The organism is Streptomyces sp. NPDC005820, from assembly GCF_040630255.1.
Classification (GTDB): domain Bacteria; phylum Actinomycetota; class Actinomycetes; order Streptomycetales; family Streptomycetaceae; genus Streptomyces.
On the sequence record NZ_JBEXXE010000057.1, the window covers coordinates 19,379 to 42,517 of the forward strand.

Below are 23,139 nucleotides of genomic sequence, written 5' to 3' on the forward strand. Positions count from 1 at the left end.
CGGCTGAGGCGGCGGCGGGCCGGGGCGAGTGGGTGTCTTCAGCGGGTGCGCGCCGGGGGGGCGGCCCGGCTTCAGGGGGCGAGTCGTGCCAGCGTGCCCGCCGCGCTGTCCAGGAGCATCGCCAGGGCCGTCGGGTAGGCGCTGGTGACCATGTGGGCGGGCAGCAGGGGGGCCGCTTCGGCGATGCGGGGGTGGGTGGCGGCGGGCAGGCGGGCGTAGGTCGAGGCCCACTTGGCGTCGTCGGCGCGCTGGGAGGCGCGGGGCAGGGCGAGGGAGGCCGCGTCCAGGGCGGCGAAGGCCAGGGTCTGGTCGATGAAGGCGTGGTAGATGCGGACCGTCTCGGGGAGCGGGAAGCCCGCGGTGCGCAGGACGTCGAGGACGGCCTCGTCGGCGGCGAGTTCGTTGGCCCGGCCGGTGACCCGGCTCGCGGTGAGCTGGGCCGCCTGCGGATGGGCGACGTACGCGGCGTGGATGCGCAGCCCGATCGCGTGCAGATCCGCCCGCCACTGCCCCGTCGGCTCCCAGCCGCGCAGCGCCTCGCCGATCAGCGCGTCACCGATGGCCAGGGTCAGCTCGTCCATGCCCCGGAAGTAGCGGTAGAGCGTGCTCGGGTCGCAGTCCAGGGCTAGGCCCAGACGGCGCGCGGTCAGCCCGCTGCTGCCGTGCTCGCGCAGCAGCCGCAGCGCGGCCTCGACGATCAGCCGCTCGGACAGCACGGTGCCGCTCCTGGTGGGCCTGCGCCTGCGCCGCTTCTCCTCCGGTACGACCGCCTTCGGCATCCTCGCCGCCTTCCTCGCCGCCTCCTTATGCCAACGCCATTGACCTTACGGCAGGGGAAGGCGTTGTATCACGGACGGGGCCCCTTCTTTCGCACACCTTTCGCACACCTTGCGCATCTTTGACCGAGGGAGTTCTCGTCATGCGTGTCCTGCTCGTGGGCGCCGGCGGTGTCGGCACCGCCGTCACCCGGATCGCCGCCCGGCGCCCGTTCTTCGAGGCGATGGTGGTCGCCGACTACGACCCCGCCCGTGCCGCGGCCGCCGTCGCGGCGCTCGACGGCGACGACCGGTTCACCGCCGAGCGCGTCGACGCCGGCGACGAGGCGGCGGTCGTCGAGCTGCTCGCCCGGCACCGTTGCGACGTGCTCCTCAACGCCACCGACCCGCGCTTCGTGATGCCCCTGTTCGGCGCGGCGCGCACCGCCGGGGCCACCTATGTCGACATGGCGATGTCGCTGTCCCGGCCGCATCCGGAGCGGCCGTACGAGGAGTGCGGGGTCAAGCTCGGCGACGCGCAGTTCGCGCGGGCCGAGGAGTGGGCGGCGGCGGGCGGACTCGCCCTGGTCGGCATGGGGGTGGAGCCGGGGCTGTCCGACGTGTTCGCGCGGTACGCCGCCGACGAGCTCTTCGACGAGATCGAGGAGATCGGCATCCGGGACGGCGCCAACCTCACCGTCGACGGCGCCGACTTCGCGCCCTCCTTCAACATCTGGACCACCATCGAGGAGTGCCTCAACCCCCCGGTGGTCTACGAGGCCGGCCGCGGCTGGTACACCACCGCGCCCTTCAGCGAGCCCGAGGTGTTCGACTTCCCCGAGGGCATCGGCCCGGTCGAGTGCGTCAACGTGGAGCACGAGGAGGTGCTGCTCGTCCCCCGCTGGGTGGACGCCCGCCGGGTCACCTTCAAGTACGGCCTGGGCCGCGAGTTCGTCGACACCCTGAAGACGCTGCACAAGCTGGAGCTGGACCGCACCACGCCGGTGACCGTGCCGAGCGCGGCGGGACCCGTGCCGGTCTCGCCCCGGGACGTGGTCGCCGCCTGTCTGCCCGACCCGGCGACGCTGGGCGAGCGCATGCACGGCAAGACCTGCGCCGGCACCTGGGTGCGGGGTGTGAAGGACGGCGCGCCGCGCGAGGTGTACCTGTACCACGTGGTCGACAACCAGTGGTCCATGGCCGAGTACGGCAGTCAGGCCGTGGTCTGGCAGACGGCCGTCAACCCCGTCGTCGCCCTGGAACTCCTCGCCGGCGGCGCCTGGTCCGGCACGGGCGTTCTCGGCCCCGAGGCGTTCCCCGCCCGCCCCTTCCTCGACCTGCTGACGGCGTACGGCTCCCCCTGGGGCATACGGGAGCAGTGAGGAGGTTTCCGGTCACGTCCGTTTCACTTCCGCCCCCGCGGTGACCCGCTCCGGAACACCGACGACTTCGAGCGGAGCGACTTCGATGGACGACTGGCGACAGCATGCGGCGTGCCGCCACGAGGACCCCGACCTGTTCTTCCCGATCGGCACGTCGGGCCCGGCCCTGATGCAGACACAGCAGGCGAAGGCGGTCTGCCGCCGCTGCCCCGTGCGGCAGCAGTGCCTGGACCGGGCCATGGACACCGACCAGACCCTGGGCGTGTGGGGCGGCACGACCGAGGCGGAGCGGCGCGCGCTCCGGCGGAACGCCACGGCACGCCAGGGTTCCTGACGCGCGCCGCCCCGGCCGTCACGGGGTGCTGGGCTTGCCCGCCCCGTACAGCCACTTCTGGAACAGCGCACCCAGATCCTTGCCGGACTCACGCTCCGCGAGGCGCTCGAACTGGGCGGTGGTGCCATGGCCGTAGCGGTGCTGCTGCGCCCAGGCGCGCAGGACGCGGAAGAAGGCCCGGTCGCCGATCTCGGTGCGCAGGGCCTGCAGGGTCATGGCCCCGCGGGCGTAGACGGGGCTGCCGAAGATGTTGGCGCCGCTGCCGGGGTCGGCGGGCGGGTAGGCCCAGAGGCCGTCGGTGGCGGGGGTGGCGTACAGGGTGTCGAAATTCTTCTGGGCACTGGCGCCGCCGTGCTGCTCGGAGTACAGCCATTCGGCGTAGGTGGCGAAGCCCTCGTTGAGCCAGATGTCCTTCCAGGTCGTCAGGGAGACGGAGTCGCCGAACCACTGGTGGGCGCTCTCGTGGACGAGGGTGCTCAGGCTGGGGGCGCTGTCGTACACCGGCCGGGACTGGGTCTCCAGGGCGTAGCCGACGTTCGGCGCGTGGTCGACGATCGAGCCGGCGGCACGGTAGGGGTAGGGCCCGAAGAGCCCGCTCTCCCACTCCAGCACGGACGGCAGCTTCTTCAGCACGGGCGCGGCGGCGTTGGCCTCGCGCGGGTCGACGGCGTCGTACACCTTGACGCCGTCCCGGGTCGTGTACTGCTTGACCTGGAACTTCCCCACGGTGGCGGTGGCGAGGTAGGCGGCCATGGGTTCCTTCTGGCGCCAGCGGAAGGTGGTTTTCCCGTTGCGGGTGCTCTGTCCGAGCAGGACGCCGTTGGAGACCGCGGTGCGGCCCTTGGGGACGGTGATCGTGATGTCGTACGACGACTTGTCGAGGGGGTGGTTGTTGCCGGGGAACCAGGTCATGGCGCCCTGCGGCTCCCCGGCGACGAAGGCGCCGTCGTCGGTGGGGATCCAGCCGTCGAGGGAGCCGTCGGGGTCGGTGACCGGGCCCGGCTTGCCCTGGTAGGTGACGGTGACGCGGAAGGTCTGGCCCTTGCGCAGGGGGCGGGCGGGGGTGACGACGAGTTCCTGGCCGTCGCGGCGGTGGACGGCGGTGCGGTGATCGACCGTCAGACCGGTGATCTTCAGGCCCTTGAGGTCGAGGTCGAAGCGGCTGAGGCGCTGGGTGGCGGTGGCGGTGAGGACGGCCTTGCCGGTGAGGTGACGGCCGGTCGGGTCGTAGTCGAGCGTCAGGCCGTAGTGGGTGACGTGGTAGCCGCCGTTTCCGGCGAGCGGGAAGTACGGGTCACCGACGCCGGGTGCGCCCACCGAGCCGGCCGCGGTGGCGGGTCCGGCCGCGGTCAGCAGGGCCGCCACGGCGACCGGGACAGTGGCGACGACGGCTTCGCGCCGTAGCGGGGCGGGGCGTCTGCGGGGGTGGGTCACGTGCGCTCCTTGGGGGGTGGCGGGTGATCAAACGCCCATCAGATTAGGCAACCAGCTGCCCGGAGTCGCCCTCCTCCAGGTCAAGCCGCGCGGCGTCGCGGGACGGCCGCGGGCAGGCCCTACGCTCGGCGGCATGAGTGTCCGTGTACGCCGTGTCTACGAAGAACCCGAGCCCGAGGACGGCGTGCGTGTCCTCGTCGACCGGCTGTGGCCGCGCGGCCTGGCCAAGGACGTGGCCCGGATCGACGAGTGGCCCAAGGCGATGACCCCGTCGACGGAGCTGCGCCGCTGGTACCACGCGGGCGAGGCGTCGTACGAGGAGTTCTGCCGCTGCTACGAGGCGGAGCTGGCCGCGCCCGAGGCGGCCGAACTCCTCGACCACGTCCGTACGTTGGTCGGCGAGGGCCCGGTGACCCTGCTGACGGCCGCGAAGTCCCCGGAGGAGAGCCACGCGGCCGTACTGCTGGGGCTGCTGAGCTGAGCCGAGCTGAGCCGACGGTGGCTCAGCCGGTCTGCTGTGCCGCCGCCCGGCCCGCCGCGCGGCCCGAGAACAGGCAGCCGCCGAGGAAGGTGCCTTCGAGGGCGTTGTAGCCGTGGACTCCGCCGCCGCCGAAGCCGGCCACCTCGCCCGCCGCGTACAGGCCCTCGATGGGCTGTCCGTCGGTGCCGAGGGCGCGGGAGTCGAGGTCGGTCTGGATGCCGCCGAGGGTCTTGCGGGTGAGGACGTGCAGCTTGACGGCGATCAGCGGGCCGGCCTCGGGGTCGAGGATGCGGTGCGGGGTGGCGACCCGGCCGAGCCGGTCGCCGATGTAGCGGCGGGCGTTGCGGATGCCCTGGATCTGGGCGTCCTTGCTGTAGGGGTTGTCGATCTGCAGGTCGCGGGCGCGGATCTGGCGGCGCAGTCCGTCCGCGTCGAGCAGGGGCTTGTCGGTGAGGGCGTTCATCTTCTCGACGAGCCGGTCGAGGGTGTCGGCGACGACGAAGTCCGCGCCGTGATCGAGGAACGCCTGCACGGGGGCGGGGGCGCCCTTGCCGAGCAGCCGGTCGCGCAGGACGGCCCGGCGGTCCTTGGCGGTGATGTCGGGGTTCTGCTCGGAGCCGGAGAGCGCGAACTCCTTCTCGATGATCTTCCGGCTGAGCACGAACCAGGAGTGGTCGTACCCGGCGATGTCCTCGGTGGTGCGCAGGTGCTTGAGGGTGTTGAGGGTGTCGTAGCCCGGCAGGCAGGGGTCGGGCAGCCGGCGGCCGAGGGCGTCGAACCACATCGAGGACGGTCCGGGCAGGATGCGGATGCCGTGGCCGGGCCAGATGGAGTCCCAGTTCTGGATGCCCTCGGTGTAGTGCCACATGCGGTCGCGGTTGACCAGCCGGGCACCGGCCTCGGCGCTGATGTCGAGCATGCGGCCGTCGACGTAGGCGGGCACGCCGGTGACCATCTCGGCGGGCGGGGTGCCGAGGCGCTCGGGCCAGTAGCGGCGCACGATCTCGTGGTTGGCGCCGATGCCGCCGCTGGTGACGACGACGGCCTGGGCGGTCAGCTCGAACTCACCGACGCCGTCACGGTTGGAGGCGACACCGCGCGCGGAGTCGTCGGGCGCGAGGACCGTGCCGCGTACGCCGCACGCGGCGCCGTCGGTCACGACCAGCTCGTCCACGCGGTGGCGGTGGTAGAAGGTCAGCAGCCCGTCCTTCGCGGCCTGCTTGGCGTAGCGGGCGAACGGCTCGACGACGCCGGTGCCGGTGCCCCAGGCGACATGGAAGCGGGGCACGGAGTTGCCGTGGCCGTCGGCGCGCAGGTCGCCGCGCTCGGCCCAGCCGACGGTCGGCACGAAGGAGATGCCGTGCCCGGTCAGCCAGGTCCGCTTCTCCCCCGCCGCCCACTCGACGTAGGCGCGGGCCCAGCGCACCGCCCAGGAGTCCTCGTCCTCGGTGCGGTCGAACCGCGCGCTGCCCTGCCAGTCGTTCCAGGCGAGGTCGAGGGAGTCCTTGATGCCGAGGCGGCGCTGTTCCGGGGAGTCGACGAGGAACAGCCCGCCGAAGGACCAGAACGCCTGGCCGCCGAGGTTGGCGGCGTTCTCCTGGTCGACCAGGGCGACCCGTCTGCCCCTGCTGGTGAGTTCGTGCGCCGCGACGAGGCCCGCGAGGCCCGCTCCGACGACGATGACGTCCGCGTCCATGGCGACCGTTGCCTTTCTCTGCCTGAGGTCCTGACCGGGGGTGGTGCTAGTGCGGGGCGCTGCCGTCCGTCAGCAGCGCGGTGAGCAGTTGCTTGAGCCAGGCGCGGGCGGTGTCCACGTCCTTGTCCAGCAGCAGTTGGGTGGTGACCCCGTCGTACGCGGCGACGACCGCGTGGGCGGCGGAGTCGGCGTCGCCGAGGACGGCGGGCAGCGGGGTGTGGCCGCGGGCCCGGGCGAGCCGGTCGGCGACCGCGCGGCGCAGCCTGGCCCGGTGTTCCAGGAGGGTCTGCGCGACGGCCGGGTCCCGGGCCGCGTGCACCAGGAAGTCCGTCTTCACCAGCAGCCAGTCGAGGTCGAGCAGCAGCACCTCGGTGACCCGGTCCACGGAGGCCGGTACGTCGAGATCGGGGCCGTCGCCGGCGAGGGCGTCGGCGACCTGTTGGGCGATCAGGTCGGCGCGTTCCCGGTAGAGCGCGAAGAACAGCTCGTCCAGGGTGGCGAAGTTGGAGTAGAAGGCGCCCCGGCTGTAGCCGGCGGCCTCGCAGACCTCCTCGATGGAGACCCGGCCGAAGCCCTTGGCGGCGAACACGGCGAAGGCGGCGTCGAGCAGATTGGCCCGGGTGCGCACCCGGCGCCGGGTGACCCGGCCGGTCGCCCGTGCGTTCTGTTCCGTCGCCACTGCCGGACCTCCGTTCGATACAGGAATGTATCGGATGCATTCGTGTATCGAAAGGGTTCGCACCCGATCGGACGAGGACCGGACGAGGACCGGACGGAGATCGGACGGAGATCGAGTGCGGCAACCTCCGGGGCTCCGGTGACCACTGGGGGACGGAGCCGGCGACCTCTGCCGGGTCCGCACGGTGTCATCGAAGGAGAACTGTCATATGAGCGACCTCAACCGGCGGTCCGGCGGGCGTCATCGCAAGCGGTGGACGGCGACCGGCCTGCTGATCGGTGTGCCCGCCGTGCTGGGGCCGTACCTGTTGCTCTCGCCCTCGTCGAAGTCCGAGGCCGCGACGATCGACGGCGACGCCTACTACCGGCTGGTGTCGGTGCGCAGCGGGAAGGTGCTGGAGGTCGCCGGGGCCTCCACGGCCGACGCCGCGAAGGCCGTCCAGGGCGCCGACGACGGCGGCACGGACCAGCAGTGGCGGTTGAGGGCGACCGACGACGGCTACTACGAGCTGGTGAACCGGGGCAGCGGCAAGGTGCTCGAGGTCCGGGGCGCCTCGACGTCGAACAACGCCGTCGTCGACCAGAGCGCCGACGCGGGGGCCGCGCACCAGCAGTGGAGGATCGAGGAACTCGACGGCGGCGCGCTGAAGGTCGTCAACCGGCACAGCGGCAAGGTGCTGGACGTCAAGGCCAAGTCCACCGCCGAGGGTGCGGGGATCGTCCAGTACAAGTCCAACGGGGGCACCAACCAGCAGTGGAAGCTGGCGGCGGTGCCCGGCACGGGCGCCTCGGCGAGCCCGACGGCCTCCCTCTCGGCCTCTCCCTCGTCCTCTCCCTCGTCCTCTCCCTCCTCCTCCCCGTCCCCGACCGCTCCGTCCACGGCGTCCGGCACCTCGCTCGCCCAGCGCCTCACCGTCTCCAAGGTGACGCTTCCGACGGCCTTCGGCTATCTGGAGTCCGGCTACAACGGGCTCCCGCAGTGGACGCGGGTCGCCACCCAGGCGGCGCCCGACGGTTCGGTGCGGGTCGCGTGGCCGGCCTCCGACGGCGTCCATGTGACCGCGCTGTCCTCGAAGCTGGCCCGTGAGGGCTCCGACACGGTGGTCCCGGACACCGAGGAGGTCGGCGGACTGGTCGCCCACGACGACGGTTTCGCGCTCCTGACCAGGGTCCCGGACTCCAACAAGTGGAACGACACGGCCGCCGCCCTGATCCGGTACAAGAACGGCTCGGCCGTCTTCAGCAAGAAGCTGACCGGCACCGCCGGCAACGACACCTCGCCGGTGCTCGACGGCGCGCTCCAGTGGAACGGCAGCCAGTACGGCGCCTACTTCGTCGTGCACGGCGCGGGCGGCTTCGCCGACGGGCACTACGGAGACAAGCTCGCCTACCTCGACGCCGCCGGGGCCACCCGGTCCGGTGGCTGGGACTGGGGGTGCAGCCACAACGAGGGCATAGCCCTGGCCCCGGGCGACTCGGGTGCCTTCCCCTCGCTGTGCTTCGACGACTGGCGGTCCGGACTCTTCGTCAGCACCGGGATCGCGGCGCCGGACGAGGCCCCCGCGGTGCAGCGCGAGCAGTGCTGGGCCGGCTACTGCGGCGGGGCGTACCCCAGTTCCTCCGGCGACCTGGTGAAGACCTCCACCGGCGGGTACGCCACCGCCTTCGCGGACCGCGGGGCGGCCTCGGCCGTCAAGAACAGCGCGGACAGCAGCGGCCGCGGCTGGACCGTCACCCCGAAGACCGACACCCACCAGGTGACGGTCGCCCTGCTCAAGGACGCCAAGACCCCCGGCAGCACGGTGACGCTCACCGACGACCCCGGCACCGACCACGTCAACGTCCACCTCGCCCCGTACGGCAAGAACCTGCTGGTCTCCTGGGAGAGCGTCGCGAACGCCACCTGCAAGGACGGCACCTGCACGGGCAAGTTCACCGGGACCCATCTGCGGGTGATCGACCCCACCGGGAAGCCGGTCTCCGAGGACGAGGTCGTGGACGCGCACATCTCCGGCGATCTGACGACCCTGGCGGACGGCAGCCTCGCCTGGGCCTTCGTGTCCGCGACCCCGGACTACGGCTCCTCCCTGTCCGGTTCCGCACCGACGACCACGACGCTGTCGATCGCGCGTCTCGCCGAGTGAGGGGGGCGGGGGCGTCGTAGGAAGCCCTGCGGCAGGACGGGCGGCGGCGGTACCCGGCCCGGCGTTCCGCTCGGTACGCCGTGGGCCGAATACGTACGGGAGGTCAGCCTCCGGTGCGGTTGCCCGCCAGGGACGACGCCGCGAGATGACCGTCCGCGGCGGATCCGGAGGCCACGGGAGGGGCCGTGCGGCGCGGGCCGCTCAGCAGGAGCACGCCCACGGCGGCGGCCAGCAGGGTCAGCACGGCGGAGACGATCAGGCAGAGGTGGAGGCCGTCCAGGAAGGCCTCGGACAGCGCGCCGAGGACGCGGGGCGTGTCCGCGCCCAGGTCGATCCCGGCCACGGCGCCCAGGCCGCCCTGTTCGGCGACCGCCGTGACCCGCCGGACCGTCGGGTCGCCCAGGCCCGCCCCGGTGAGGTGACCGGGGAGGGCGTCGAGGGCCTTGGTGGACAGCAGGGCGCCGAGGACGGCGGGGCCGAGGGCGGCGCCGACCTGGCGGAAGGCGTTGTTGCCGGCGGCTGCCATGCCGGCCTGCTGGAAGGGCACCGCGCTGACGGCGGTGGCGGTCATCGGCGTGATGACGAAGGCCATGCCGAGACCGAGCAGCGCGAGCCGCCAGGCCAGCGAGCCGAAGGAGGTGTGCGCGTCGATGTCCGTCAGCGTCAGCAGGGCGGCCGTGGAGACGAGCAGTCCGCCCGGGATGAGCAGCCGCGCCGAGACCCGGTGGACGAGCCGGCCGACGGGGGCGCCGAGCACGAGCGGGACCGAGGACACCATCAGCAGCCGCCAGGCGGCGTCGAGCGTGGACAGGTGCTGGACCATGCCGAAGTAGAGGCTGAGGGCGAAGAAGAACCCGATCAGGCCCAGGAAGCTGATCATGGCGATCAGGGTGGTGGCCGTGAAGGCCGGGCTGCGGAACAGGCTGAGGTCCAGCATGGGGCCGGCACTGGCACGCTCCACCAGCACGAACGCGACGGCGGAGACCGCGGCCGTGAACAGCGCGACCATCACCTCGACGTCGGTGAAGGACCCGGAGCCGCCCTCGATGATGCCGTAGACCAGCGCGGTGATCGCCAGGGCGGCGGTGAGCTGGCCGGGCCAGTCCAGGCGTCGGGAGCCCGGGGCCCGGGAGTCGGTCAGCAGCCGGGCCGCGCCGGCCAGGGCGGCGAGGGAGGCCGGGACCGGCAGGAGGTGGATCCAGCGCCAGTCGAAGTGGGCGAGGACCGTGCCCGCCACGACCGGGCCGAGGGCCAGCGCGGCGGTCAGGGAGGTCGCCCACAGGCCGATGAACTTGCCGCGCTCGCGCGGGTCGGGGACGGCGTGGCTGATCAGGGCGAGGGTGGTGGGCAGCAGGGCGGCCGAGCCCAGTCCGGCGAGTGCCTGGCCGGCCCAGAGGGTCTGGACGTTCTGCGCGCACAGGGCGACGAGCGCGCCGAGGGCGCTGAGGGCGAGTCCCGCCTGGTAGACCTTCTTGCGGCCGTGGACGTCGCCGAAGACTCCGGCGGTGAGGATGAGGGCGGCCATGGGCAGCACGAACGCGTCGGAGACCCAGGACAGCTGGGAGGTCGAGGCGTTCAGCGCCCGCTGGATCGCGGGCAGGCTCGCCGAGACGGTGGTCACCGGCAGATAGGCGACGAACACACCGACGCAGGCCATGACGAGCGTGGCGGCCCGTCGTTCCCGCGGCGTGTTCGCCGTGGTCGTGGCATTCACGGAGGACTCTTCCTGACGGCGCCCGGACACCGGGCGCTGGGTGGGGCTGACGGCCGCCACTCTCCGTGACCTCGGCGGGCCGGGGCGAGCCAGGGGCCGCCGGGACGCGGACAACCGACATCCGGGGGCCGCTTTCCGTGGATCTTCGACACCCCGGTCCCGTCCCGTCCCGGCCGACCCGGCTACGGCTACGGCTACGGCTACGGCTACGCGGACGCCTCCGGAGGCAGGTTGAAGGGCGTCACCACCTGGATCGCCGAGGGCAGCGGGGCCCCCTCGTCCGGGAGGGCGCCGTGGGCGCGCATCACGGTCTGGCAGGCGCGCCGTACGTCCTGGCGCAGATCGTGGTGGAGGACCGCGGACAGCCGGCGCTCGCGCAGCAGCCGGGTGTTGTCGTGGTCGAGGTCGTGGGCGACGAACACCGCGCAGCTGCGGCCCAGCACGTCGAAGGCGGCCAGCGTCGCGAGGTTCCCGCCGCCCATGGAGTACACGGCCACGATGTCCTCGTCGCGGCGCAGCGCCTCGAGGACCAGGTCGTGCTGGGTGGCGTCGAGGCCGTCGCTGTCGGTGACCTCCACCAGGGCGCGCCGGGGGTGGGCGAGGCGCATCGCGCTGCGAAAGCCCATCTCGCGCTCCTCCTCGCCCCGGAAGGAGCCCCGGCTGATGGTGGTGAGGACATGGCCGGGCCGTTCGCCGAGCCACTGGCCGAGGAGGTAGGCGGCGGTGCTCCCGGCGGCCCGGTTGTCGATCCCGACGTACGCCACGCGCGCGCTCGACGGCAGGTCGGTGACCAGGGTGACGACGGGGATGCCGACGGCGGTGAGCCGGCCGACGGCGGCGGTGACCTCCGGCAGGTCCGGCGCCTTGAGGATCACCCCTTGCGAGCCGCGTCGGGCGATCCGGTCGAGGACGGTGGTCAACTCGTCGACGGGCGCGGTCTGCCGGAAGTGGAACCGCGAGCGCACCACGGCGGGGTGCAGCGACGGCAGTTCGGCCTCCAGGGCCTCGCGTACGGCGGTGGAGAACCGCTCCGGCGCCTGCATCACGATGTCGACCATGAAGGTACGGCCGCCGATGCGGACCTGGGTCTGCTGGCGGTCGAGGTCCTCGACGGCCCGCCGCACCTCCCGGACCGTGCTCTCGCGGACCCCGCCGCGGCTGTTGAGGACCCGGTCGACCGTGGCCGTGCTCAGGCCGGACTGACGGGCGATCTCCTTGATCGTATACGGGTGTCGCATGCCTGATTTCCCACGGTTGCTGATGTGTTTTTGATGTGCTTACGCACCTTGAATGAGGGGTTCGATCTCAGAAGACTGGCAGAAAAGCGAGGGCTGCGAAAGGACCCGCGATGATCCCCACCCCTGTGCGCTCCCGGACCTGGCTGACCGAGGAGGACTGCGATCTCGACGTGTTCCGCTCGCTCGTCGAGCAGCGCACCGACCTCGCCGAGCACCCCTCGGCGCTGCGGATCGAGCGGAACGTCCCGCTCTACGACAGCGAGCGGCTGCGCGAGCTGTCCGCCACCGCCGAGGGCCGCCGCGCGGTGCAGAGCGAGCTGGTGCGGACCCTGCTGGACGGTCCCGGTGCCGTGGTCCTCAAGGGCGCGTACACCGATCCGGCGGTCGTGGACCGGGCGTCGGAGGCGTTCCGGGCGCTGATCGAGGAGGAGCGCGCCGCGGGCACGGCCCGCGGTGACCACTTCGCCAAGCCCGGTGCGAACGACCGGGTGTGGAACGCGCTCGACAAGATGGCCGTGCGGGCGCCGGAGGTGTTCGCGGACTACTACGCCAACGACATGCTGGAGCTGATCGCCGAGGCCTGGCTCGGCCCCGCCTACCAGGTGACCTCGCAGGTCAACGTGGTCAACCCGGGTGGCGCCGCGCAGAGCCCGCACCGCGACTACCACCTCGGCTTCCTGTCCCAGGCGCAGGCTGCCGCGTACCCGGCGCATGTGCACCGGCTGTCGCCCGTGCTGACCCTGCAGGGGGCGGTCGCCCACTGCGACATGCCCGTGGAGTCCGGTCCGACCCTGTACCTGCCGCACTCGCAGAAGTTCGAGCCCGGCTATCTCGCCTGGCGGCGGCCCGAGTTCATCGCGTACTTCGACGCCCACCACGTACAGCTCCCGCTGGAGAAGGGGGACGCGGCCTTCTTCAACCCGGCGCTGTTCCACGCGGCCGGGCACAACGTCTCCCCGGACATCCGGCGGATGGCCAATCTGCTGCAGATCTCCTCCGCGTTCGGCCGGGCGATGGAGACGGTCGACCGAGAGGCGATGGCGAACGCGCTGTTCCCGGTGCTGCTGGAGCGCAAGGCCGCGGGGGCCGCGGAGGACTGGCTGCGCCGGGTGGTCGCCGCCACCGCCGAGGGCTACCCCTTCCCCACCGACCTCGACCTCGACCCGCCGGTCGACGGCCTCGCCCCGCCCTCCCAGGCGGACACCCTCTGGCGGGCGGTCACCGAGGGCTGGGAGCCGGAGCGGCTGCGGCGGGAACTGGCGGCAGGCGCGGAGCGGCGCAGGAGCTGAACCGGCGTGCGCCGGGCCTCGCCGTGAGCGCCCTGCTGCACCGGGCAACGGCCACCGACAAAGTAACGAGTCGTTACTTTGTGACGCCCATGAACGTTGGTGGGACGTGAAGAACGTCGACATGCTCCTCACCGGCGGCTTCGTCGCCGTCACCACGGTGGCCGTCCTGGCCGTCCACGGCCTTCAGCCGGCCCCGGCCGAGGGCTTCTTCTGCGGAACCCGGCAGGTCACCGACCCGACCTGGGTACTGTCACATCCCGCTCCCCTCGAAACAGGCCGGCTCAAGGAGGACGACTGAACGAGGACGACGACCCGAGGTCCGCCCCCACGCGCCGTGAGCGGCTGCGCCGTCAGATGTCGCGGGAGGTCCGTGCCGCGGCGCGCGCGATCATCACCGATCAGGGGGTGGAGGCGCTGACGCTCGCCGAGATCGCCCGGCGGGTCGGGGTGACACCGGCGGCTCTCTACCGGCACTTCGACGACCTCGCGGACATCGTCCGGCACACCGCCCGGGACATCGTCGCCGAACTGACCGGGCTGCTGCGGGAGTCGGTCGAGGCCGAGCACGAGGCCGATCTCGCGGCGCGGCTGGTCGCGCCCTGCCGGGTGTTCCGGCAGTGGGGGCTGACGCACCGCCAGGAGTTCAGCCTGCTGTTCGGCACGCCCACGGTGGCCGCCGGTTCCGCCCAGACGGATCTGACCGGCGACTGGATCCGGGAGCTGGCCTCCGTCTGGGGGCCCGAGCACGTACGGCTGTGGGAGACCCGTCCGTATCCCGTCATCGCGGACGCCGACCTCGATCCGAGGCTGCGTCGGCAGATCGCCGAGTACCGCTCGGCCACCGGGGTGGAGATGCCGCTCGGCGCGCTGGTCGTCATGCTGTCGTGCTGGCGCTCGCTCTACGGGCAGGTGGCCCTGGAGGTGTTCGCGCACTTCAACCCGCTGATCCTCGACCAGGAGCCGATGTTCGAACTCCTGATGCTCGAACTGGCGATCAGACTGGGCCTGGGACCGGACTACCGCCCACCGACGGGCCTCAGGGTGACGGCGGCTCCGGGGGCTTTCGGGGTGCCGGCGGACCTGGGGGGCGGCGGGGTGCCGGCGGGCCTGGGGGGCGGCGGGGTGCCGGCGGACGCGCGGGGCGGCAGGGTGACGGCGGACCCGGGAGGCGGCAGGGTGCCGCCGGCGGACGCGCGGGGCGGCAGGGTGACGGCGGACCCGGGAGGCGGCAGGGTGCCGCCGGCGGACGCGCGGGGCGGCAGGGTGCCGGCGGACCCGGGAGGCGGCAGGGTGCCGCCGGCGGACGCGCGGGGCGGCAGGGTGCCGCCGGCGGACGCGCGGGGCGGCAGGGTGCCGGCGGACCCGGGAGGCGGCAGGGTGTCGGCCGTCCCGGCAGCCCGCGGGGCGGCGGCGGTCCAGGGGGCCCTCGGCGCGTCGGCGGCGGCTCCGGAAGGCCTTGGGGCCTCGGCGCCTCCGGAGAGCCCTGGGTTCCTTGCGGGTTCGGAGAGCCCCGGGTTCTCTGCGGCTTCGGAGAGCACTGAGTTCTCTGCGGCTTCGGAGAGCACTGGGGCGTCAGCGTCCCCAGAAGGCCTCAGGGGGTCGGTAGTCCGGCCGGGTGGGACGGGCGGCCCAGGCGTACCGGGACGCCCGGGGAGTACAGGACGCTGACCGGTGCCTCGCGCGGTGCGGGCAGGCCCGCCGCGGTGATCAGGTTCTCCTCGCACGTGAGCAGCTCGGCGCGGTGCAGCGGCCAGCGGGGATGGTGATTGGGGAGGTAGGCGGCCCCGCCGAAGAAGGCGTTGTGCATCCCCCAGCGGGCGGTGAGGAAGTGCTCAAGACCGGTCGGCTCCTCGATGCGCGCACCGGGACGCACCGTGATCCGGCTGTACGCCCCGCGCGGACCGGGCCAGCGGCGCCGGCTCGTGTACGTCACGGTGTCGCCGACCGCGCGCACGCTCATCCGCGACCACAGGTACGGCAACCGGAAGCCGGCCCGCCCCATCACCACCGGGATCAGCCGCGCCGCGTCCATCGACCGGAAGACCACCCCGCGCCGTCCGTGCGCGTCGACCGAGTACAGCCGGACGTTGGTCTCCGGGAAGGAGCCGAGGTACGGAACCCCGGGCAGCCGGAACCAGCCGACCCGGTGCATCCGGAAGGCGACGAGTCCGACGTACGACATCCCGCCGTACGTGTCGGGGACGGTCCCCCTCGGCAGCAGTCCCACCACGGTCTCCGGGGCGGCGGCCCAGTGCAGGAAGCACAGGTCGAGCCACCGCTGGGTGAGAAGCGGGAAGGCTATGCGGCCGGGGGCGTCGGGCGTGACCGGGGCTGGCTGCTGCACGGCGCCAGCATGCCAGGCTCAGCTCTCGCGGTCGGCGTCCCTCGGCTGCCGGCCGGGCGGGCCCTCGCCGGCCGTGAGGTGTTCCAGGACCTCCACCAGTTCCTGGCAGGCGCGCTCCACCGAGCGCCGGGTGGTGCGCTGTTCCATGATCACGGCCGAGAGGAGCAGCGCGGTCAGGGCCATCGTCCCGTTGAACGCCTGGAGTTTGATCATCACCTCGACCCGGCTGAGGCGGGCGAACGGCCCGATCCGGTCCGTGGCGGCGATCGTCGCCATGACGGAGGTGAACAGCGCGCACAGCATGCTGCCGGCCAGCAGGAAGCGCAGGGCCGCCCAGACCAGCAGCGGATAGACGAGGAAGAGCATGCTGACCTCGCTCCGGGTGGCCAGCGGGACCAGGGCGAGGCAGATCACCGTGAGGCCCGCGGCCTCCTTCCAGCGGGACAGCAGCAGGGGGCGGCGGGCCGTCCGGAGGATGAGCAGGACGGGTGTGACGATCAGGACGCCCATCGCGTCCCCCACCCACCAGCCCAGCCAGACCGGCCAGAAGGACTCGGCGTCGATCCTTCCGGTGAGGACGAGCAGGCCCACGCCGACGGTCGCGCTCAGCAGCATCGCGGTGAGCGCCGCCAGGAAGACCAGGGCGAAGCCGTCGCGTAAGCGGGCGAGGTCGGTGCGGAAGCCGACCCTGCGCAGCAGGAGGTAGGCGCAGACGGGGGCGGCGGTGTTGCCCACCACATTGACCAGGACGACGGGGCGCAGGGTGGTGATCGACAGGATGACGAGGAGGACGCCGAGGGCGATGCCCGGCCAGGCCCGCAGACCGAGGATCAGCAGGGCGGCGACCGCGACGCCGGTGGGCGGCCAGATGGGGGTGAACACGGCGCCCTCGACGACGAGCTGGCGCATCAGTCCGAGCTGTCCGGCCCCGTAGTAGCAGACGGCGACCGCGAGCGTCTGGACGGCGAAGACCGCCGTCCCGCGCAGCTCGAGGTCCCGGATACCCACCACAGCAGCCATCAGACACCGCCCCGACGCGGTCGGCGAGGCGGGAAGCGTGCCGTCGGGGCCTAGGTCGTGTCCGCAAAGTCCCGCCTGCCTCGCGCCGCCCGGCACGCCCTCTCGCCGCACCGGGCGGAAGCCCGAGTACGCCCAGTAGGGGTGGGGAACTGGCGACCTCGCGTAATCGGGAGTCGCGTATTCCTCAGATGTTGAGGGTCCGTGATCACTGTGAGTGATCACCGGGGGCATAGTGACGCCAGGTTCCTCCGGCATCTTCGGCGAGGCGGGCTGTGGTGTCGTCGTCATAGCCGAGCATCCGGGCGACCACCGGGGCCGGGGCCTGGAGAACGAGGTGGCGGATCGCCGCTGTGCGTCCTCGCTGAGTCGGGAAGCCCAGGTGGCGGAGCCGAAGTTCCAGGGATTTCGGGGTCATGGGCTGTCCGGCCCGGCGGCCGGGGAAGAGCCATCGGGCATCGGGGTTGGTCGCTGTCATGGTGTTCGGCCGCTGCCCCAGGTAGTCCAGCAGCATCCCGGCGAAGGGGGCCGGGACGGGCGACGGCGGGTCTCCGAGCCGGACGAGAACTTCGCCGTCCCTGTGCTGGACGTCGTCGGTGCCGAGCCTGGCGATCCGTGTAAGCGGCTGTGCATAGAGAAGGACGAGCACGGCAGCCACGCGGTCCTGGAGCGGGACATCGTCGTGGTTCACGAGCTGTCGCAGCAGCGCGAGCCGCTGATGCTGGGCGATCGGCGCAGGGTTACTCGTTGAGCGGTGCGGAACGGTGACGGCGGGCATGTACTTGGACCGCATGGCCCAGCGGAGGAAGGCGTGGGTGGGACGCCGGGCGGTATAACCGCCTGCGTACCAGGCATCGACATCGGCCTGGGCGCAGTCGGCGAGATCGTGACCGCGCTGGGCGAGGTGACCGAGGAAGGCGGTCGCGAGGCGGATCTCTTCGCGGGCCTGTTGGACCTGATTGCCGGTGAGCGGGCCGCGGCCGGCCAGTATGCGAAGGCAGCGCTCGACATGCCAGGCGGCGAAGAGTTCCAGGAGCCTGCGGTGCTCGGCGTCGCCGACGGCGGGCAGTTTCTCAGCCAGCGACCGCTGAAAGAACAGCAGCTGCCGATCGGCCGGGGGCAGGACCTTGCTCTGCATCAGCAGGTCGCGCAGGTAGGCGACTGACCGCCAGGGTGTGAGTTGGCTCAACCCTTCGTGGGTGAGGGGTACTTGGCCGCAGGCCAGGGCTCGCAGGTTCCGCTGGACGTGGGGATGGCTGGTCCAGGTCAGCCCGGCCCAGGGACGTTTCATCTGCCGGAGCATGTCGAACAGCGGGTGGAGTTCGGTCCGGATGCTGCCGGTGCCGTCGTCGAGGAGTTCGTGGAGGCGTTCGGCCAGGACGCATCGGCCGCAGACCCCGCGTCGGTAGCGCCGTGCTTCCTGGCCGCACTGTTCGCAGGTGAAGTCGCCGAGGCCGCCGGCGCAGTCGGTGCAGAGCTTGCCCCCGTCCGGTGCGAGGCCGGGGGTGAGCCGATCGACACCGCAGCTCACGCATGTTCCGTAGGACTCCAAAGCCCTGGTCATGCAGCTTTGACAGATGTAGCCCTCGGGCCAGTGGTTCGTCTCGGGCCGCACTGCCCGGCCGCAGCGGGCGCAGAACCGCGCGCTCGTCGGCACCCGGGTGCGGCTCATCCTTCGGGCCGGATGCGGGCGCGCTTGGGCCGCACCGCCGACAGGTCGACGACCGCGTCTCCGGTGGCGACCTTGCGGATGACGGCGTTCTCGGCCTTGGTGGCGATCAGGTCGGTGGGGGTGCACTCGAAGATGTCGCAGAGCGCGGCCAGCACCGGCAGCGACAGCCGCTCGGGGGTGCCGGTGACCAGGCGGTGGATCTGGGAGAGGGAGAGGTTGATACCCCGCTCGGCGAGCGGCGGGGCGAGCTCGCTGGTGGTGAACATCCCGGCCGCGGCCATTCGCTCCCGAAGCCGCCACTGGTAGCTGATCTGGCGTTTCATCAGGCCCCCCTCGCGGGCTTGAGCGCGGCCTCGATCGTGGAGTCCAGAGCCCGCCGCAGGGTGCGGGTGCGGAAGTCGGAGGACACACAGGTGTAGATGGAAGTGGTGCTCGCATGGTCGTGGCCGGCTTGCTGCTGAACAAATAGGGCGTCCCAGCCGTCCTCGATGAGATGAGTGACGTACGACCTTCGCAGCGAGTGGAAGTCCAGAACCGGGTCCAGACCGAGGTCGTCACGGTATGCGGCGAAGCGGGAATCCAGCCGCTGCAGACCGACCCGCCGACCGCGTTCGGACGGCCACAAGGCGGGCCCGTCCGCGTGCCGCATCGCAGGTCTGACCTCACTGACCCACTGGTCGAGGATCTCGGCCGACCAGTCGAAGACGGTCAGCACGCTGCGGCGCTTGGGGGGCGAGCCCTTCTTGGCCTTGCCGTGGCGGACGTAGCAGACGCCGTACTCGCCGAACTCCGGTCCTTCGGGGTTGCGGCCGAAGTCGGCCGTGTCCAGCATCCGCGTCTCGTTGCGCCGCAGCCCGTAGGCATACGCGGTCTTGAAGAGCATCGCGTCGCGGAAGGCGGGCAGCCAGCCCTTGCGGCCGCGACCGCGGACCCGGCCCACCTCGTCGTCGGCGTGGTCGAAGAACGCCTGCAACTCCTCACGGGTGAAGGCCCGTTTCGGGGCCTCTGCCTCGCACTCCTGCATGTGCACGGCGGTGTTCCACTCGTGACACACCTGGATCGGATGGGTGCCGAACCGCCGCTCGCACTCGGCCGCCCAGTCGTAGGCCGAGTCGGTGGTGTAGTCGCAGAACAGCCGAACTGCCTCCTGGTAGCCGCGCAGCGTCGAGCGGACACAGCCGCGGACCGCCCGCAGGTCACCGAACCACTCGTCCGCCAGCGGCGAGGACCAGTTCCACGGGAAGGCGTTCGCGTGTGCGGCGAACGCCCGCACCTTCCGCTCCCGACCGTTGATAGTCGACAGCGCGAGGTTCCGCGCCAGTTGCTGGTTGCGCCAGCCGTCCAGCATCGCCTCGAACACCTGCTCCTCCGGCCGCAACAGCGGCACCCCGTCCGCCAGGTGCAACCGTGCGGCCCCAGGCGTCGTCCCGTTCTTGTCCGCCAAATCCGTCACGCTCCGTAGATCGCATCTGGCGCGAGAATCTCGCATCAGATGCGAAGCCCGGAGAGAAACGGCAGGCCAGCCATCCGATCGAGTGAGGCGGAACGACACGGGGCAGGTCCATCGGCTACCGTCTCGTCAGACACGGGGGTGACCCCTCTACCCGCTGATCAGCGGCTCCCCGAGGCCCGGTCGGCCAATGCGACGCAACGTGCGTCCAGTTCGCATCAGATGCGATTCGCGGCGGTTCCGGAATACGAGCGAAACGTGCCATGGCCTTGTTCCCGCGCTGATGGAGGTCGGCGCGGGTCGCCTGGAGAGGGATCGTTAGGATTCCGTCATCCTGGCCGCAGTGATTTTCGAGGTGTGCGTTGACATCGATCGACCGCACCGCCTACCCGAGGTTCCGTGGGACCGTCACGGCGCGGGAGCTGGTCGAGTCGTTCACACCCACAGCGGACGAGGCCAGTTGGGCGCGGGGGAAGACGACAGCTGACCAGACCTTCCTCGTGCTGGTGATACGGCTGAAGTGCTATCAGCGGATGCACTATTTCCCTGGCCTGGACGAGGTTCCCGACGCGGTGGCCAGTCACGTCCGCACCGCGCTGGGACTGCCGGACAGTGTGGCGGTCGGGGTGGAAGCGGTGCGGTCGGCTGCGCGGTCTCGCGACTATGTGCGCGAGCGTCTGGGGGTGAAGTACGACGCGGCGGATGTGCGCGGCATCGCCGAGACTGCAATCCGAGAGGCAGCGGTCACGAAGGACAACCCGGCCGACCTGATCAACGTGGCGTTGGAAGAGTTGCTGAATTCTGGTCGGGAGTTGCCCGGATACACCACGCTGGATCGGATGGTGGCCAAGATCCGCGCCGAGGTGAACCGGGACGTGTTCGCCACTGCCGCTGGCCGGATCACTGCGGGGCAGCGCGCGAGGCTGGCCGAGCTGCTGGTGGTGGACCCGTCCAGTCGGCGTAGCCGGTTCGATCGGCTGAAGGACCCGGCGAAGGCCGCGACGATCGGGAAGTTCAAGGTCCGCTTGGCGCATCTTGCCGACCTGGACGCGCTCGGCCCGACCGGTACCTGGTTGCAAGGGATCCCGCCGGGGAAGATCTCGCACTTTGCTGGCGAGGCGCGGGTCACCGATGTCGCGGACTTCGTCAAGATCGGCGAGGCGAAGCGGTTCACGCTGCTGGCCAGCTTCATCCACGTGCTGCGCACCTCCGCTCGGGACGAGGTGACCGAGATGTTCTGCAAGCGCATGGCGGTCATCCACAAGAAGGGCCGGGCCCGGCTGGAGGCGCTGCGCGAGGAGCACCGCGCCGAGTCCGAGCGGCTGCTGGAGGTGTTCGGCGATGTCCTGGCCGCGGTGCGCGAGGCTGCTGAACCGGCCGACACGGCGAACGAGCCCGACGCCGAGAAGGACATCGGCACCGCGACTACCGATGCGACCGGCCGCGGCACCGTCGACGGCGCAGGTGAACCCGTAGCCGAAGACTGGAGGTCCGCAACGGCGCGGACTGGGGAGATGGTCCTGGCGGCGCTGACGGCCGGCGGAGGTCTTGCGGCGCTGAGCGCGTCGCACGAGGCGGTGGCCGCGCACCACGGCAATAACTACCTGCCGCTGTGCGAGCAGTACTACAAGTCGCACCGGCCGGTGCTGTTCACGCTGGTGGACGCGATCGAGCTGGAGGCGACGTCCGCGGAGCGGTCGGTGCTGGACGCCCTGGAGTTCGTCAAGGCCAACCGGGATCTGGACCGGCGGGCGGAGTGGATCGAGGAGAGCGTCACCGTCAAGCGCGATGGCAAGGACGTGGTCCTGACGGTCGACGTCGACGCCTTCGCAGGGCTCTTGTGGAGGCGCACGCTGCGCGACCGGCGGCGTCCGGGGATGCTGGCCCGCCGGCACCTGGAGGTGTGCGTGTTCTCCCTTCTGGCCGCCGAACTGCGGTCCGGGGACATCGCGGTGGTCGGCTCGGACTCCTACGCCAACCTTCACGCCCAGTTGATGAGCTGGGAGGAGTGCGAGGGCAAGGTCGCTGAGTTCTGCACCCAGGCGGGTATTCCGGCCGACGCGAAGGCGCTGGCGGCGCACTACCGGGCGCTGCTGACGAAGACGGCCGCGGAGGTCGACGCGGGCTACCCGGCCAACAGCGACCTGCGTCTGGAGGGCGGACGGCCGGTGCTGGCGCGGCGCAAGGGCGCCGAGCGGCGGCCGGCGGCGATCGCGCTGGAGGCCGCGGTGCTGGACCGGCTGCCCGACCGCGCGCTGCTGGACATCCTGGCCCGCGCCGCCCACCTGACCGGCTGGCCGCGGCATTTCGGTCCGGCATCCGGCTCCGATCCGAAGATCCGCGACACCTTGGGCCGGTACGTGGTGACCGCGTTCGCCTACGGAGGGAACCTCGGGCCGACCGAGGTCGCCCGGCACATGCGCGGGGTCAGCGCCCACGAGATCTACACGGCCGGGAACAAGCACGCCACCCCCGACAAGATCTACAAGGCTTCGGCGGACGTGGTCAACGCCTTCGCGAAGCTGGATGTCGCCGCGATGTGGGCGACGGGTCGATTGCGGCCACCGACGGCTCGCAGATCGACACCTGGGAGGACAGCCTGCGGGCCGAGTCCCACGTCAGGTACGGCGGGTTCGGGGCTCTCGCGTTCCGGCTGGTGTCCGACAACTACATCGCGCTGTTCTCCCACTTCATTCCGTGCGGGGTGTGGGAGGCGGTGTACTTGCTGGACTCGCTGCTGTCCAACGTCTCCGACGTCCAGCCCGACACCATCCACGCCGACACGCAAGGGGCTTCGCTGCCGGTGTTCGGCCTGGCCGCGCTCCTCGGGTTCGACCTCCTTCCCCGCATACGCAACTGGCACGACCTGAACTTCTACCGGCCTCACGCCAAGGCGAGGTACAAGCACATCGACTCTCTGTTCGGCGACGATGTCATCGACTGGGCGCTCATCGAACGTCACTGGACGGATCTGCTGCGCACCGGGATCTCGATCCGGGAGGGCCGACTGTCCTCGGTGACGCTGCTGCGCCGCCTGGGCAACCACTCGAAGCGCAACCGGATCTACAAGGCGCTGCGCGAATTGGGCAGGGCCGTCAGGACCGTGACGCTCCTTCGGTATCTGTCCGAGCCCGGGCTGCGCGAGCAGATCACCGCGATCACCAACCGTACGGAGGCGTTCCACGGCTTCGCTGCGCATCTGATGATCGGCGGACGGCTGATTGGCCACAACGACCCGGACTACCAGGAGCGCGTCGTCAAATTCAACGAGCTGATCGCCAACTGTGCGATCTACTCCACCGCGCTGGACATCACCGACGCCGCCAACGCCCTCGCCGCCGAGGGCCATCTCGTGGACCCCGACGACCTGGCCACTGTCAGCCCGCTGATCACGCGCACGATACGCCGCTTCGGTGACTGGCATCTGGACCTCACCCCGCCCAAGGACGTCGTCGCCACCAGGCTGGACCTGGTCCCCGGAGCACTGTTTCCCACCGCGCCGGTGTGACGC

Annotated in this window: 18 protein-coding genes and 1 pseudogene; 8 read left to right on the forward strand and 11 right to left on the reverse strand. The window is 71.5% G+C overall.

Translation table 11 applies throughout. The features are described 5' to 3' along the window. Positions 1–71: 71 nt before the first annotated feature. The gene (locus ABZ464_RS44860) at positions 72–779 is read right to left on the reverse strand and encodes a TetR/AcrR family transcriptional regulator (RefSeq protein WP_359287708.1); all 708 of its coding nucleotides are present in this window, start codon (positions 777–779) and stop codon (positions 72–74) included. 140 nt (positions 780–919) lie between these two features. Between ABZ464_RS44860 and ABZ464_RS44865 the strand changes: the two genes are divergently transcribed. After that, positions 920–2,137, forward strand: a complete 1,218-nt coding sequence (locus tag ABZ464_RS44865; protein WP_359287709.1) for a saccharopine dehydrogenase C-terminal domain-containing protein — start codon at positions 920–922, stop codon at positions 2,135–2,137. Between the two features lie 85 nt (positions 2,138–2,222). After that, positions 2,223–2,471 carry a WhiB family transcriptional regulator gene (locus tag ABZ464_RS44870; RefSeq protein WP_359287710.1) on the forward strand — a complete coding sequence of 83 codons (249 nt, stop codon included), beginning with the start codon at positions 2,223–2,225 and terminating at the stop codon, positions 2,469–2,471. An 18-nt stretch (positions 2,472–2,489) separates the two neighbouring features. Here the strand turns inward: ABZ464_RS44870 and ABZ464_RS44875 are convergent, their stop codons facing one another. Then, entirely contained in the window at positions 2,490–3,905 is a 1,416-nt protein-coding gene (locus ABZ464_RS44875; protein WP_359287711.1) for a M1 family metallopeptidase, read from the reverse strand. A gap of 133 nt (positions 3,906–4,038) precedes the next feature. Between ABZ464_RS44875 and ABZ464_RS44880 the strand changes: the two genes are divergently transcribed. Then, positions 4,039–4,386 (forward strand): DUF488 family protein, encoded by a 348-nt coding sequence (locus tag ABZ464_RS44880; RefSeq protein ID WP_359287712.1) that lies wholly within the window; start codon positions 4,039–4,041, stop codon positions 4,384–4,386. A gap of 22 nt (positions 4,387–4,408) precedes the next feature. Here ABZ464_RS44880 and ABZ464_RS44885 read toward each other — a convergent pair whose 3' ends face one another. After that, entirely contained in the window at positions 4,409–6,082 is a 1,674-nt protein-coding gene (locus tag ABZ464_RS44885) for an FAD-binding dehydrogenase (protein WP_359287713.1), read from the reverse strand. Between the two features lie 46 nt (positions 6,083–6,128). Further along, positions 6,129–6,761, reverse strand: a complete 633-nt coding sequence (locus ABZ464_RS44890; protein ID WP_359287714.1) for a TetR/AcrR family transcriptional regulator — start codon at positions 6,759–6,761, stop codon at positions 6,129–6,131. A 208-nt stretch (positions 6,762–6,969) separates the two neighbouring features. Between ABZ464_RS44890 and ABZ464_RS44895 the strand changes: the two genes are divergently transcribed. Continuing rightward, a complete protein-coding gene (locus ABZ464_RS44895; protein ID WP_359287715.1) occupies positions 6,970–8,904 on the forward strand; it encodes an RICIN domain-containing protein in 1,935 nt (644 codons plus the stop codon). A 103-nt stretch (positions 8,905–9,007) separates the two neighbouring features. On the opposite strand, the gene ABZ464_RS44900 is transcribed toward ABZ464_RS44895, so the two are convergent. Both ABZ464_RS44900 and ABZ464_RS44905 read right to left on the reverse strand, forming a co-directional pair. Next, the gene (locus ABZ464_RS44900) at positions 9,008–10,561 is read right to left on the reverse strand and encodes an MFS transporter (protein ID WP_359287751.1); all 1,554 of its coding nucleotides are present in this window, start codon (positions 10,559–10,561) and stop codon (positions 9,008–9,010) included. Between the two features lie 263 nt (positions 10,562–10,824). Then, positions 10,825–11,856, reverse strand: a complete 1,032-nt coding sequence (locus ABZ464_RS44905) for a LacI family DNA-binding transcriptional regulator (protein WP_359287716.1) — start codon at positions 11,854–11,856, stop codon at positions 10,825–10,827. Between the two features lie 110 nt (positions 11,857–11,966). Here ABZ464_RS44905 and ABZ464_RS44910 point away from each other — a divergent pair, with 110 nt between their 5' ends. The 3 genes from ABZ464_RS44910 to ABZ464_RS44920 all read left to right on the forward strand — a co-directional run bounded on the left by ABZ464_RS44910 (position 11,967) and on the right by ABZ464_RS44920 (position 14,813). Further along, positions 11,967–13,145, forward strand: coding sequence for a phytanoyl-CoA dioxygenase family protein (locus ABZ464_RS44910; protein ID WP_359287717.1), 1,179 nt, complete (start codon positions 11,967–11,969; stop codon positions 13,143–13,145). Between the two features lie 106 nt (positions 13,146–13,251). Next, positions 13,252–13,443 (forward strand): hypothetical protein, encoded by a 192-nt coding sequence (locus ABZ464_RS44915; RefSeq protein ID WP_359287718.1) that lies wholly within the window; start codon positions 13,252–13,254, stop codon positions 13,441–13,443. A 56-nt stretch (positions 13,444–13,499) separates the two neighbouring features. Beyond that, positions 13,500–14,813 (forward strand): TetR family transcriptional regulator, encoded by a 1,314-nt coding sequence (locus tag ABZ464_RS44920; RefSeq protein ID WP_359287719.1) that lies wholly within the window; start codon positions 13,500–13,502, stop codon positions 14,811–14,813. Here ABZ464_RS44920 and ABZ464_RS44925 read toward each other — a convergent pair. The 5 genes from ABZ464_RS44925 to ABZ464_RS44945 all read right to left on the reverse strand — a co-directional run bounded on the left by ABZ464_RS44925 (position 14,737) and on the right by ABZ464_RS44945 (position 19,631). Further along, positions 14,737–15,489: a DUF2071 domain-containing protein gene (locus tag ABZ464_RS44925; protein ID WP_359287720.1), complete on the reverse strand. Its 753-nt coding sequence runs from the start codon at positions 15,487–15,489 to the stop codon at positions 14,737–14,739. The two genes, ABZ464_RS44920 and ABZ464_RS44925, sit on opposite strands and share 77 nt — an antisense overlap. Before the next feature lie 18 nt (positions 15,490–15,507). Further along, positions 15,508–16,509: an MASE1 domain-containing protein gene (locus ABZ464_RS44930; protein WP_359287721.1), complete on the reverse strand. Its 1,002-nt coding sequence runs from the start codon at positions 16,507–16,509 to the stop codon at positions 15,508–15,510. A gap of 205 nt (positions 16,510–16,714) precedes the next feature. Beyond that, positions 16,715–18,037, reverse strand: coding sequence for a hypothetical protein (locus ABZ464_RS44935; RefSeq protein ID WP_359287722.1), 1,323 nt, complete (start codon positions 18,035–18,037; stop codon positions 16,715–16,717). Between the two features lie 137 nt (positions 18,038–18,174). Next, on the reverse strand, positions 18,175–18,501 hold the full coding sequence (locus ABZ464_RS44940; protein WP_359287723.1) for a helix-turn-helix transcriptional regulator: 327 nt from the start codon (positions 18,499–18,501) through the stop codon (positions 18,175–18,177). Beyond that, the gene (locus ABZ464_RS44945) at positions 18,501–19,631 is read right to left on the reverse strand and encodes a site-specific integrase (protein WP_359287724.1); all 1,131 of its coding nucleotides are present in this window, start codon (positions 19,629–19,631) and stop codon (positions 18,501–18,503) included. Before ABZ464_RS44945 ends, ABZ464_RS44940 begins: the two co-directional genes overlap by 1 nt. A 359-nt stretch (positions 19,632–19,990) precedes the next feature. Here ABZ464_RS44945 and ABZ464_RS44950 point away from each other — a divergent pair. After that, positions 19,991–23,136, forward strand: a pseudogene (locus ABZ464_RS44950) (Tn3 family transposase). Positions 23,137–23,139 lie beyond the last annotated feature (3 nt).

Coding starts and splice junctions, on each gene's coding strand:
- ABZ464_RS44930 (WP_359287721.1), bottom strand. CDS start 16,509: ATGGCTGCTGTGGTGGGTATCCGGGACCTCGAGCTGCGCGGGACGGCG.
- ABZ464_RS44880 (WP_359287712.1), top strand. CDS start 4,039: ATGAGTGTCCGTGTACGCCGTGTCTACGAAGAACCCGAGCCCGAGGAC.
- ABZ464_RS44865 (WP_359287709.1), top strand. CDS start 920: ATGCGTGTCCTGCTCGTGGGCGCCGGCGGTGTCGGCACCGCCGTCACC.
- ABZ464_RS44900 (WP_359287751.1), bottom strand. CDS start 10,561: ATGGCCTGCGTCGGTGTGTTCGTCGCCTATCTGCCGGTGACCACCGTC.
- ABZ464_RS44910 (WP_359287717.1), top strand. CDS start 11,967: ATGATCCCCACCCCTGTGCGCTCCCGGACCTGGCTGACCGAGGAGGAC.
- ABZ464_RS44885 (WP_359287713.1), bottom strand. CDS start 6,082: ATGGACGCGGACGTCATCGTCGTCGGAGCGGGCCTCGCGGGCCTCGTC.
- ABZ464_RS44920 (WP_359287719.1), top strand. CDS start 13,500: ATGTCGCGGGAGGTCCGTGCCGCGGCGCGCGCGATCATCACCGATCAG.
- ABZ464_RS44870 (WP_359287710.1), top strand. CDS start 2,223: ATGGACGACTGGCGACAGCATGCGGCGTGCCGCCACGAGGACCCCGAC.
- ABZ464_RS44940 (WP_359287723.1), bottom strand. CDS start 18,501: ATGAAACGCCAGATCAGCTACCAGTGGCGGCTTCGGGAGCGAATGGCC.
- ABZ464_RS44895 (WP_359287715.1), top strand. CDS start 6,970: ATGAGCGACCTCAACCGGCGGTCCGGCGGGCGTCATCGCAAGCGGTGG.
- ABZ464_RS44860 (WP_359287708.1), bottom strand. CDS start 779: ATGCCGAAGGCGGTCGTACCGGAGGAGAAGCGGCGCAGGCGCAGGCCC.
- ABZ464_RS44905 (WP_359287716.1), bottom strand. CDS start 11,856: ATGCGACACCCGTATACGATCAAGGAGATCGCCCGTCAGTCCGGCCTG.